This is a genomic window from Microbacterium sp. PF5 (assembly GCF_004794315.1).
Lineage (GTDB): Bacteria > Actinomycetota > Actinomycetes > Actinomycetales > Microbacteriaceae > Microbacterium > Microbacterium sufflavum.
On sequence record NZ_SSDQ01000033.1, the window covers coordinates 1 to 11,050 of the forward strand.

The following is an 11,050-nucleotide window of genomic DNA, read 5'->3' on the forward strand; positions in this document are numbered from 1 at the left end:
GCTGCGCCGACGCCGGGAGCACGAGCGGCTTCGACGCGAGCAGCACGATCACGTGCTCCACCCCGGCCGCGCGGGCGGCATGGTGGATCGGGGCGACCGGGGCGGCGGGTGACGAGAGCCGCACGACGAGGTCGGCGCGCGCGCGGCTCCCCTCGACCACGGCGGCGTTCGCCTCGTCCACGTCGCGCACCCACGCGGTCGCCTCGTCGAGGGGATGGCCGTGGCTGCGGCGTCGTGCCACCAGCCGCCGCCGGCGCGTGTCCGGCTCGACGTCGAGGAACCAGCTCTCGTCGAGCAGCTCGCGCACGCGCTCCCATCCGTGTCCGGTGTGCAGGAGGTAGTTGCCCTCGGTGATGATCAGCGGCACGTCGGCGGGGACCGGGATCGCGGAGGCGATCGGCTCCTCCAGCCCGCGGTCGAACGCGGGGGCGTACACGACGCCGTCGGCCGGGGCCCGGAGCCGCCGCAGCAGGGCGAGGTAGCCGTCGACGTCGAAGGTGTCGGGGGCGCCCTTGCGGTCGCGGCGATGGAGGCGCACGAGCTCGGCGTTCGCGAGGTGGAAGCCGTCCATGCCCACGACCACCGCCTGCGGCCCGAGCGCGTCGAGGAGGGCGGCGCTCACCGTCGACTTCCCGGCGCCGGGGGTGCCGGCGATCCCGAGGATGCGGCGGCGGCCGTCGGCGATGAGACGCCGCGCCCGTTCCACGAGATCGGAGAGCGCGACGTCGGAGTCGGGCGCGGGCGGCGGGGTCTGGATCACGGCTTCGTGGTCTTCCTGTGGTCGACGCGGGGCATCGGAGGGCGAGGGACGATGTGGGCGACTGCGGAGCACGCTACGCTGGCCATGTCACCGGTGTCAAGCGACCCGGGGCACCGGACAACACCCCTCGATGGAGAGAGACGCGCATGACCGAATTCCAGGGCCGCACCATCCTCGTCACCGGCGCCGGCGGCGGCATTGGCGGCGCGACCGTCCGCCACCTCGTCGCGGCCGGCGCCGACGTGCTCGCCGCGGGCCGCACCGCGGAGAGCGTCGCCGACATCGCACGCGAGACCGGCGCCACGCCGCTCGCCTTCGACCTCGAGGACGAGGGCGAGATCCGCGCGGCGATCGAGGGCCGCGACCTCTACGGCGTCGTCAACTGCGGCGGCTGGGGCGGCGAGATCGCCACCCCCATGGACACCGACATCTCGGTGTTCGACCGGGTCATGAGCATCAACGCGCGCGGGGCCCTGCTGGTGACCAAGTACGCCTCGCGCGAGATGATCCGCGGGGGCAAGGGCGGCGCGATCGTGAACGTGTCGAGCCAGGCGAGCCTCGTCGCCCTCGCCGGGCACATCTCCTACGGCTCGTCCAAGGCGGCGCTCGACAACATCACGCGCGTCTCGGCGCTCGAGCTGGGCGGCCACGGCATCCGGGTCAACAGCGTCAACCCGACCGTGGTGATGACGCCGATGTCGGCCTGGTACTGGGGACGCCCCGAGATCGAGGGTCCCTTCCTCGACGCGATGCCTCTGCACCGGTGGGCCACCGAAGACGACATCGCCGCGCCCATCGTCTTCCTGCTGGGCGACGGCGCCGCGATGATCTCGGGCGTCTCGCTCCCCATCGACGGCGGCTACACCAGTCGCTGAGGCGGCCACGGCGCCCGGCACCTCAGGGAAGCTGTCGCAGGCGCTCGGCGAAGCGCTCGACGGTGGCCGCGAACGCCGGGGCGTCCGGGCGGTTGAGGTGCCCGTGGGTGGTGCCCGGCTCGGTCGACACGTCGACGTCGACGCCGGCGGCCGAGAGGGCGCGCGCGAAGGCCTCTCCCGACATGCGCAGCTCGTCCGTCTCGTCGTTGACCATGATCGTCGGGGGGAAGCCCGCGAGCTGCGCGGGCGCGGCGGTCCCCGGGATCGCGTAGACGTCGGCGCGGTCCAGCGGTCCGCCCAGATAGTTCTCGTACATGCCGCGCACGAACGCGGCGGTGAAGACGTCGGCGTCCGGCTGCGCGTCCAGCAGGGCGCGCAGCTCGCGGGTGGGGGCGTCCTGAACGGCCTGGAGCGTCGGATAGGCCAGGACCGCGAGGCCCGGGACCGGTCCGCCGTCGTGGGTCAGTCGCAGGGCGGCGCCGGCGGCGAGGTTGCCGCCCGCACTCGCGCCGCCGATCGCCCATCCCCGCGCGGCGATCGGGGAGGACACGGCCCAGCGGAACGCGGCGACCATCTCGTCGTGCGGCACCGGGTAGTGGATGCCGCCGCGCTCCGGCGAGCCCAGGCGGCTCGTCCAGTCCGGGGTCATCGGCGCCAGGCGGTAGTCCACGCTCACGACGACGATGCCGTGCGCCGCGAAGGCCCGCGCCACCGCATCCGCCTCCGGCATGTCGAGGTCGCCGCCCGCGAAGCCTCCGCCGTGCGCCCAGACGAGACCCGCGCCGGTCGGCGACGCCGGGGTGTAGAGGCGCACGCGCAGCGCGCCGTGCGGTCCGTCCAGCACCCGGTCGGCGATGTGGAGGTCCGCGCTCACGGCAGCACCGTGTACAGCAGCCAGACCGCGAGCGGGGTGCCGATCACGAAGAACAGCAGACCGATGATCGCGCCGCGGCGGGAGGGCTTCTCGTCGGGGGAGGACATGCGTCGAGCATGGCAGACGAGCGACGGTTCGCGCCGGTGGGTCAGGCTCCCCAGCCGGCCTGCACGCCGCCCACGCGCTCCTCCGCGATGCGCTGCTGGTACCCGGACGCCGCGTAGGCGGCCATCGGGTCGGCCGGCAGGCCGCGCGACTCGCGCCACTCCGCGAGCGCCGGGCGCACGTCGGTCGAGAACGCGTCCATGAACACGGCGTTCGCCGTCAGCACATCGCCCGAGCGCTGCGCGGCAGACAGCGCCTCGCGGTCCACCAGCAGGGCACGCGCGGTCATCTCCTGCACGTTCAGCACGGAACGGATCTGCCCGGGGATCTTGTCCTCGACGTTGTGACACTGGTCCAGCATGAAGGCGACGTCGGGATTGTTCAGGCCGCCACCGCGGATCACCTCGAACAGGATGCGGAACAGCTGGAACGGGTCGGCCGCGCCGACGATGAGGTCGTCGTCGGCGTAGAAGCGGGAGTTGAAGTCGAACGAGCCGAGCTTGCCGAGCCGCAGCAGCTGCATCACGATGAACTCGATGTTCGTGCCCGGCGCGTGGTGACCGGTGTCGAGGCACACGAGGGCCTTGTCACCGAGCGCGCTCACCTGGGCGTACGACGTTCCCCAGTCCGGCACATCGGTGTGGTAGAACGCGGGCTCGAAGAACTTGTACTCGAGCACGAGCCGCTGGTCGTCGCCGAGGCGCGCGTAGATCTGCTGCAGCGAGTCGTGCAGGCGGTCCTGACGACCGCGCAGATCGGCCTGCCCGGGGTAGTTGGAACCCTCGGCGAGCCAGATCTTCAGGTCGCGGCTGCCCGTGGCGTCCATGACGTCGATGCACGCGAGGTGGTGGTCGATGGCCTTGCGGCGGATCGCGGCGTCCTCGTGCGTGAGCGCGCCGAACTTGTAGTCGTCGTCCTGGAAGGTGTTGGAGTTGACGGTGCCGAGCGTCACGCCGTGGTCTTCGGCGTGACGGCGCAGGTCGTCGAAGGAGTCGACCAGGTCCCACGGGATGTGCAGCGCCACGGTCGGCGCGAGGGCGGTGTGCGCGTGCACCTGGGCGGCGTCGGCGATCTTCTCGTAGGGGTCGCGCGGGGTGCCCGGCGTGCCGAACACCTTGAACCGGGTGCCGGAGTTGCCGAAGGCCCAGCTGGGCAGCTCGATGCTCTGCTTCTCGAGCGCGGCGAGGATGTCGGGGGTGAGGATGCTCACGATGCACGGCCTTCGGTGTCGGTGGTGGCGGAGGAGTCGGTGGCGCTCGCCGCGGCGAGCTGGTCTTCGAGGTGGAACACCTCGGTGAGGGAGGTGGCGGCCTGATCGGGGCGGCCGTCGAGGCCCACGAAGAAGCGGCTCATCTCGGCCTCCCACCGCGCGGCGACGGGCGACGCGGCGAGGTACGCCTGGGCCGCCCGGTCGTCGTCGGTCTCGTAGTAGCCGAAGAGCGTGCCGCCGGCGCCGAGGAAGAGGCTGTAGTCGCGTCGTCCGGCGGCGGCGATCTCCGCCAGCATCTCCGGCCGCACGGGGGAGTGCCTGGCCACGTACTCGTCGAGCAGCTCGGGGCGCACCTGGAGCTGGAAGGCCACGCGGGTCATGAGGGTCCTTTCGGTGTCCGGCCGGTGCCACGCGGCACCGGCCGGACGGGCGACTCAGAAGTCGAAGTCGCCGATGTTGTCGGCGTCGAACACGAACGGGTCGCCCAGCAGCACGACGCCGTCGGCGCCGACCGTGTACTCGCCGAGGTCGCCCGCGTCGAACGTGTCGCCTTCCTTGCCGGTGATGTCTCCGGCGATGAGGGCGTGGGCGGCGAACGCGGCGAGGTAGCCGAGGTCTTCCGGGTTCCACAGCGCGAACGACGTGACGGTGCCGTCCTCCACGTACTCGCGCATCTGGTTCGGGGTGCCGAGCCCGGTGAGGGCCACGGTGCCCTTGTAGTCGGACGTGGAGAGGTAGCGCGCGGCGGCCGCGATGCCGACCGTGGTGGGCGACACGATGCCCTTCAGGTCGGGGTGGCTCTGCAGCAGTGCCGCGGTCTTGTCGAAGGACGTCTGGTCGTCGTCGTCGCCGTACACGGTCTCGACGATCGTGATGTCGGGGTAGTCGCTCGCGACGTACTCCTTCATCAGGTCGATCCACGCGTTTTGGTTGGTCGCGTTGGCCGAGGCGGAGAGGATCGCGATCTCGCCCGCGCCGCCGATCTGCTCGGCGATCTGGTCGATCTGCACCTTCGCGATGCCCTCGGAGTCGGCCTGGTTGATGAACAGGTCGCGGCACTCGGTGTTGGTGTCGGAGTCGAACGTGACGACCTTGACACCCGCGTCGCGGGCCTCGTTCAGGGCGTCGCAGATGGCCTTGGGGTCGTTCGCCGAGACGACGAGCGCGCCGACGCCCTGCTGCGTGGCGGTGTTGATGTAGCTGACCTGGGCGTCGGGCGTGGCCTCGGCCGGTCCCACCTCGGAGAACGTGCCGCCGAACTCCTCGACGGCCTTCTTGCCACCCTCGCTGGACGTGTCGAAGTACGGGTTGCCGAGGTTCTTGGGCAGGAAGGTGATCGAGGCGTCGCCGCCGCCTTCTCCGCCGCTGCCGCTGCCGCCGTCGCCGGATCCGGCGCAGCCGGTGAGGGCGACCGCCGCGGCCACCGCGAGGGCGGCGAAGGCGGTCACGCGCTTGCGTGCAAACGTCATTGTTCGTTCCTTTCGTCGGGGGATGCCGCGGTCGCGGCGTCCATCGGTGCCCCTGGCGCTGTGGTGCCGGCACCGGCGGGGGTTCTGCCCGGTCGGCGGCGTGCTTTCTGCAGCCAGGCCAGGACGCTTGCGGCCACCACCGAGATCACGAGGAGCGTGCCGGTGATGATGTTGATGACGTCGGAGGTGACGTTCACCAGGCGGAGCGCGCTCGCGAGCGCCCCGATGAGGAAGGCGGCGGCGATGACGCCGTAGATCTTGCCGCGACCGCCGAAGACGGACACCCCGCCGAGGACGACGGCGGCGATCACCTGGAGCTCGAGGCCGGTGGCGTTGTCGCCGCGGGCGCTGCCGTAGCGGAGCGTGTAGAAGATGCCGGCGAAGGCGGCGACCGCGCCGGAGAGCACGAAGAGCACGAGCTTGGTGCGCTCGACGTGCACGCCGGAGAAGTGCGCGGCGTCCTTCGACAGTCCCACCGCGTACACGCCGCGACCGAACGGGGTGAAGTGCAGCAGGACCGCGAACACGGCCACCAGCACCAGGAACGGGATGGTGATGACGGGGATGGGCGTGCCGGCGATCTTGGCTTTCGCGAGGTCGCTCCAGATCTCCGGGAAGTCGGTGACGGCGGCCGTGCCGAGCAGGCCCACCGCGAGGCCGCGGTAGAGCGCGAGCGTGCCGATCGTGACCGCGAGCGAGGGGAGCCCGACGACGGTCACCAGGAAGCCGTTGAACGCGCCGCCGACGATGCCGACCGCGAGCGCGGCGAGCGCGGCGATCTCGAACGGGAGGCCGCCCTGCACGAGCGCTCCGGTGACCACGCTGGACAGTCCGACCATGCTGCCGACCGAGAGGTCGATCTCGCCCGTGATCATGATCAGCGTCATCGGCAGCGCGATCAGCAGGATCGGGGCGATGTCGAGCAGCAGGTAGGTGAGGGTGATCGGCTGACCGAAGCCGCGGATGCTCGTGGCGGCCACGACGGCCACGACGATCAGCAGCCCGACGATCGCGGCCTCGCGCGTGAGGAGCAGCCGGCGCCACAGCGGCTTGTCGTAGTCGCGGATGACGCGGGCGCTCGCGGTGGTGGTGGTCGCGGTGGTCATGACTGGTCCCTCGCCTCGATGAGCCGCCGTCTCTGCCGGACCGCGAGCACGCGGTCGAGCACGATGGCGCCGATGATGAGCAGGCCGACGACGGCGCGCTGCCAGAAGTCGGGGATGCCGAGGATCGGCAGGGCACGGTTGATGGTGAGCAGCAGCACGGCTCCGATCGCCGCACCCCAGACCGAGCCGATGCCGCCCGTGATGGCGACGCCGCCGATCACCGCGGCGCCGACCGCGTCGAGCTCCCATCCGGCTCCGGCCTGGGAGTTGATGGTGCCGTAGCGTGCCGCGTAGAACACCCCGGCGAGCCCGGCGAGCGCACCCGACAGGACGAACGCGGTCAGCACGCGGCGCGTGACGCGCAGGCCGTACAGCTCGGCGGCTGCGGGGTCGGAGCCGATCGCGTAGAACTCCCGCCCGCCGCGCGTGTTCTTCAGGTACCAGGCGGCCGCGGCGAGCACGATCACCGCGACGACCGCGAGGATCGGGATGCCCAGGAGCTGTCCGGTGCCCAGCGCCAGGAAGTCGCGGGGGAGGTCGGAGGCGTTGACGCGGTCGCTGCCGGTCCACAGCACGTTGATGCCCCGGTAGGCGTAGAGCGTGCCGAGCGTGATGACCATGGCGGGCACCTTCGCGTAGGCGACGAGGGCGCCGTTGATGAGTCCGAGGAGGGCGCCGAGCACGACGGCGGCGATCACGACGAGCACGATGGGGATGCCGGGCACGTCGATGAAGAGCCGTCCGGTGAGGTAGGCCGTGAGGCCCATGACCGAGCCGACGGAGAGGTCGACGTTGCGGGTGATGAGCACGATGGCCTGACCGACCGCGACGAGCACGAGGATCGAGGGCGTGAGCAGCAGGTCGCGCCAGCCGTCGGCGCTGAACAGGAACTTCGGGTTGTTGAGGGTCGCGGCGGTGATCACGAGCACCAGGGCGAGCAGGATGCCGAACTCGCGCGCCCTGCCGATGCCGGAGATGCGCGTGGTGAGCGCGGAGACGGGGATGGCGGTGGTCACGAGGAGAGCTCCGATGCGTGCGTCGCGGCGAACATGACGTTCTCGGAGGTGGCCTCCGAGCGGGGGATCTCGGCGGTGATGCGGCCCTCGCGCATCACTAGCACCCGGTCGGCCATGCCGAGCACTTCGGGCAGCTCCGACGAGATCATGAGGATGCCCATGCCCTGGCCGGCGAGCTGGGAGAGCAGCCGGTGCACCTCGGACTTGGTGCCGACGTCGATGCCGCGGGTGGGCTCGTCGATCAGCAGCCCCCGGGGCTGCGTCGCGAGCCACTTGGCCAGGACGACCTTCTGCTGGTTGCCGCCGGAGAGGGTGGCGGCGACCGTGTCGAGCGCGTGCGTCTTCACCTCGAGGCGCGAGGCCCACTCACGGGCGGCCCGGTTCTCCATCGCGGTCGTCAGCAGGCCGAGCCGGGCCAGACGCCGGCGGATCGCGAGGGTGATGTTGCCGCCCACGCCGGACTCGATCACGAGGCCCTGCTTGCGACGGTCCTCGGGGACGAGCGCGAGTCCCGCCCGCATGGCGTCGACGGGGCGCCGCGGCGGGATGCGCCGGCCGGTCATGCGGACCGTGCCCTCGCGGTAGCCGTCCACGCCGAACACGGCCCGGGCGACCTCGCTGCGTCCCGCGCCGACGAGCCCGGCGAGTCCGACGATCTCGCCCGCGCGCACGGTGAAGGAGATGTCGTGGAAGAGCCCGGGGCTGGTGAGGCCCTCCACCTCGAGCAGCGGTTCGCCGATCGCGGCCTCCTGCTTGGGGAACAGCTCGGCGACCTCGCGTCCCACCATCTGGCGCACGAGCTCGTCGACCGTGGTGTCGGCCACGGCGGAGGTGGCGATGTACGCGCCGTCACGCATCACGGTGACGGTGTCGCAGAGGGCGAACACCTCGTCGAAGCGGTGCGAGATGAAGATGAGGCCGCGCCCCTCGTCGCGCAGGCTGCGCGCGATCGCGAACAGGCGCTCGACCTCCACGCCGGACAGGGCGGCGGTGGGCTCGTCCATGATGAGCAGTGCCGCGTCGAGGGAGACGGCCTTGGCGATCTCGATCACCTGCTGGTCGGCGATCGAGAGCCCCTCCGCGGGGCGGTCGGGGTCGATGGTGACGCCGAGGCGGGTGAAGAGCCGCTCGACCTCGTGCCGCATGGCCTTCCGGTCGATGCGGCCGAAGCGTCCGAGGGGCTGGCGGCCCATGAAGATGTTCTCGGTCACCGACAGGTCGGGGAAGAGCGTCGGCTCCTGGTAGATGACGGCGACACCGGCTGCCTTGGACTGGGCGGTGGAGGTGAAGTCCACGTCGGCCCCGTTCAGGCGGAACGTTCCGGCGTCGCGCTGGTAGAGGCCGGCGACGATCTTCACGAGCGTGGACTTCCCGGCACCGTTCTCGCCGACGAGCGCGTGGATGGAGCCGGGGTCGACCGTGATCGTGCCGGAGCGCAGGGCGATCACCGAGCCGAAGGCCTTCTGGACGCCGGCGAGCTCGAGCACGGGCGCCGTCGCGGGTGAGGACATCATTTCTCTCTCCATTGAGGGAATGAATCGTTTCAAACCCTGTCGGAGATGAGATTAGGCGATGTGTTGACTGCTGTCAAGACGGCATGAGAGTGTGAGTCCCGAGCGGAATGTGAGTCGTTTCACACGCCGGAGGACGGGAGGTCGCGGATGGCGGTCAGCGTGCGCGAGGTCGCGGAGGACGCGGGTGTCTCGGTCGGCACGGTGTCGAACGTCCTCAACCGGCCGGAGAAGGTGGCCGCCGAGACGGTGGGCAGGGTCCAGGCGTCGATCGATCGGCTCGGCTTCGTGCGCAACGACGCGGCCAGGCAGCTCCGTGCCGGACGCAGCCGCACCATCGGACTGGTCGTGCTCGACATCCGCAACCCCTTCTTCGCTGAGGTGATCCGCGGCGCCGAGGAGCGCGCCGATCAGCACGGGCTCTCGGTGCTGGTGGCCAACAGCGACGAGAAGCAGGAGCGCGAGGCCATGCACCTCGACCTGTTCGAGGAGCAGCGGGTGACGGGCGTGCTGGTGACGCCCGTGGCCGAGTCGCTGCCGCGCCTGGCACGCATGCACGAGCGCGGCACGCACGCGGTGCTCGTCGACCGGGAGTCGCAGGACGAGCGCTTCGCCTCGGTCGCCGTCGACGACGTGGAGGGCGGCCGCATCGCCATGGAGCATCTGCTCGCGGTCGGCCGTCGGCGGATCGCCTTCGTCGGGGGGCCCGTGTCGCTGCGGCAGGTGTCCGACCGGCTCAGCGGGGCACAGGCCGCGGCCGCCGACGCCGGGGTCGCCCTGGAGTTCCTCGCGACCGCCGCTCTCACGGTCGAGGAGGGGAGGCAGGCGGGGTCGCGGATCCTCGGCCGCGCCCCGGCGGATCGTCCGGATGCCGTGTTCGCGGCGAACGACCTCGTCGCGCTCGGCCTGCTGCAGAGCCTCGTGATGACCGGAGACGCCCGGGTGCCCGACGACATCGCGATCATCGGCTACGACGACATCGACTTCGCCGCGGCCGCCGTGATCCCGCTCAGCTCGGTGCGTCAGCCCGCTGCCCTGATCGGCTCCACCGCGGTCGATCTGCTGCTGCAGGGTCAGGGGGAGCGGGCGCCGGAGCCCGAGCACGTGCTCTTCCGCCCCGAGCTGGTGGCGCGGCGCTCCACGACCGGCGCGTGACCCCGGGCGATGCCGTCAGGCTGAGGCCGACGAACGGTGCTGGGCGCTCGCGCCGCGCATGATGCGGGCGACCGCCGTGATCAGGAACAGCTGCCCCGTGATGCCCTCGGCCACCGCGACGGCCTGCATGCCGGCGCCCCGGGGGATGAGGTTGCCGTAGCCGGTCGTGGTGAGGGCGGTGAAGGAGAAGAACAGCTGATCGCCGAGCGAGTCGGTCTCCGCTCCGATGAAGAGCGGTTGCGACAGGAACTGCGAGGCGAGGTTGTACGCGAAGGCGAAGAACATCCCCACCAGGATGTACGCCGTCACCGCGGCGAGCAGCGCCTCGATGTCGAGCCCGCGTCGCGTGACCTGATGCGCGATGATCGCCCACGGTGCGACGAGCAGTGCCACCATCGAGGCCGCGGACAGCCCGACGGCGAGGGCGGGACTGCCGGTGCCGAAGAAGGTCGCCAGCAGGGCCGCCGCGCCCGCGGTGGACAGCACGACCCACGTCACCCGCTGCACGAGCGCACGGGCGCCCGTCACGCGGAACACGATCGCGACCGTCGCGAGCATGACCAGGAACGCCCACGGACTCGGGTCGGCGCTCGGCTGCGCGGCGCACAGGCCGTACGAGACGCCCAAGAGCAGCAGCACGATCGCGTAGCCGACCGCCCGGTAGCTCCAGGCGCTGTCCTCGGTGCCCAGGGAAGCGCCGACGTGCGGGTGCGGATTCATGGCGATCCTCTCCGTCGCGGTGGTGTGACTCCCGCGCGCGGCCAGTATCCCAGCCGGTCGCGCGCGGGTCGGGAGGCGCGGCCGTGCCCGCGGTTCGTCAGGGCACGTCGAACCCGTTACACTGGTCGAGTGCATCCGCGCTCTCGGGCCGGATGCCTGGAGACGTCGCATAGTCCGGCCTAGTGCACCACCCTGCTAAGGTGGAGTCCCCTTACGGGGACCAGGGGTTCAAATCCCCTCGTCTCCGCC

General features: G+C 71.3%; 11 protein-coding genes and 1 tRNA gene. 3 read left to right on the forward strand and 9 right to left on the reverse strand.

Translation table 11 applies throughout. The annotated features are described in order from the left end of the window. A partial coding sequence (locus tag DW297_RS01125) for a nucleoside/nucleotide kinase family protein (RefSeq protein ID WP_240744483.1) occupies positions 1-760 on the reverse strand: 760 nt, incomplete at its 3' end. A 146-nt stretch (positions 761-906) separates the two neighbouring features. Between DW297_RS01125 and DW297_RS01130 the strand changes: the two genes are divergently transcribed. Next, complete coding sequence (locus tag DW297_RS01130) at positions 907-1,635, forward strand: SDR family oxidoreductase (protein ID WP_136028673.1); 729 nt, start codon at positions 907-909, stop codon at positions 1,633-1,635. A gap of 22 nt (positions 1,636-1,657) precedes the next feature. Here DW297_RS01130 and DW297_RS01135 read toward each other — a convergent pair whose 3' ends face one another. The 7 genes from DW297_RS01135 to DW297_RS01165 all read right to left on the reverse strand — a co-directional run bounded on the left by DW297_RS01135 (position 1,658) and on the right by DW297_RS01165 (position 8,929). After that, entirely contained in the window at positions 1,658-2,509 is an 852-nt protein-coding gene (locus tag DW297_RS01135) for an alpha/beta hydrolase fold domain-containing protein (RefSeq protein WP_240744484.1), read from the reverse strand. A gap of 148 nt (positions 2,510-2,657) precedes the next feature. After that, entirely contained in the window at positions 2,658-3,824 is a 1,167-nt protein-coding gene (gene rhaI, locus DW297_RS01140) for an L-rhamnose isomerase (RefSeq protein WP_136028674.1), read from the reverse strand. Beyond that, entirely contained in the window at positions 3,821-4,204 is a 384-nt protein-coding gene (locus DW297_RS01145) for an L-rhamnose mutarotase (protein ID WP_136028675.1), read from the reverse strand. The genes rhaI and DW297_RS01145 overlap by 4 nt, the downstream gene beginning before the upstream one ends. Positions 4,205-4,258: 54 nt before the next feature. Beyond that, positions 4,259-5,293 carry a rhamnose ABC transporter substrate-binding protein gene (gene rhaS, locus DW297_RS01150; protein WP_136028676.1) on the reverse strand — a complete coding sequence of 345 codons (1,035 nt, stop codon included), beginning with the start codon at positions 5,291-5,293 and terminating at the stop codon, positions 4,259-4,261. Continuing rightward, on the reverse strand, positions 5,290-6,399 hold the full coding sequence (locus DW297_RS01155; protein WP_136028677.1) for an ABC transporter permease: 1,110 nt from the start codon (positions 6,397-6,399) through the stop codon (positions 5,290-5,292). Before DW297_RS01155 ends, rhaS begins: the two co-directional genes overlap by 4 nt. Then, positions 6,396-7,415, reverse strand: coding sequence for an ABC transporter permease (locus DW297_RS01160; RefSeq protein WP_240744485.1), 1,020 nt, complete (start codon positions 7,413-7,415; stop codon positions 6,396-6,398). The genes DW297_RS01155 and DW297_RS01160 overlap by 4 nt, the downstream gene beginning before the upstream one ends. Further along, complete coding sequence (locus tag DW297_RS01165; protein ID WP_240744486.1) at positions 7,412-8,929, reverse strand: sugar ABC transporter ATP-binding protein; 1,518 nt, start codon at positions 8,927-8,929, stop codon at positions 7,412-7,414. The genes DW297_RS01160 and DW297_RS01165 overlap by 4 nt, the downstream gene beginning before the upstream one ends. A 147-nt stretch (positions 8,930-9,076) precedes the next feature. Between DW297_RS01165 and DW297_RS01170 the strand changes: the two genes are divergently transcribed. Next, positions 9,077-10,081, forward strand: a complete 1,005-nt coding sequence (locus tag DW297_RS01170) for a LacI family DNA-binding transcriptional regulator (protein ID WP_136028679.1) — start codon at positions 9,077-9,079, stop codon at positions 10,079-10,081. Positions 10,082-10,096: 15 nt separating this feature from the next. On the opposite strand, the gene DW297_RS01175 is transcribed toward DW297_RS01170, so the two are convergent. Continuing rightward, the gene (locus tag DW297_RS01175; RefSeq protein ID WP_136028680.1) at positions 10,097-10,801 is read right to left on the reverse strand and encodes a potassium channel family protein; all 705 of its coding nucleotides are present in this window, start codon (positions 10,799-10,801) and stop codon (positions 10,097-10,099) included. A 158-nt stretch (positions 10,802-10,959) separates the two neighbouring features. On the opposite strand from DW297_RS01175, the gene DW297_RS01180 reads away from it, so the two are divergent. Beyond that, positions 10,960-11,048: transfer RNA gene (locus DW297_RS01180), tRNA-Ser, on the forward strand. Positions 11,049-11,050 lie beyond the last annotated feature (2 nt).

Coding starts and splice junctions, on each gene's coding strand:
- DW297_RS01130 (WP_136028673.1), top strand. CDS start 907: ATGACCGAATTCCAGGGCCGCACCATCCTCGTCACCGGCGCCGGCGGC.
- DW297_RS01145 (WP_136028675.1), bottom strand. CDS start 4,204: ATGACCCGCGTGGCCTTCCAGCTCCAGGTGCGCCCCGAGCTGCTCGAC.
- rhaS (WP_136028676.1), bottom strand. CDS start 5,293: ATGACGTTTGCACGCAAGCGCGTGACCGCCTTCGCCGCCCTCGCGGTG.
- DW297_RS01155 (WP_136028677.1), bottom strand. CDS start 6,399: ATGACCACCGCGACCACCACCACCGCGAGCGCCCGCGTCATCCGCGAC.
- DW297_RS01165 (WP_240744486.1), bottom strand. CDS start 8,929: ATGATGTCCTCACCCGCGACGGCGCCCGTGCTCGAGCTCGCCGGCGTC.
- DW297_RS01170 (WP_136028679.1), top strand. CDS start 9,077: ATGGCGGTCAGCGTGCGCGAGGTCGCGGAGGACGCGGGTGTCTCGGTC.
- DW297_RS01175 (WP_136028680.1), bottom strand. CDS start 10,801: ATGAATCCGCACCCGCACGTCGGCGCTTCCCTGGGCACCGAGGACAGC.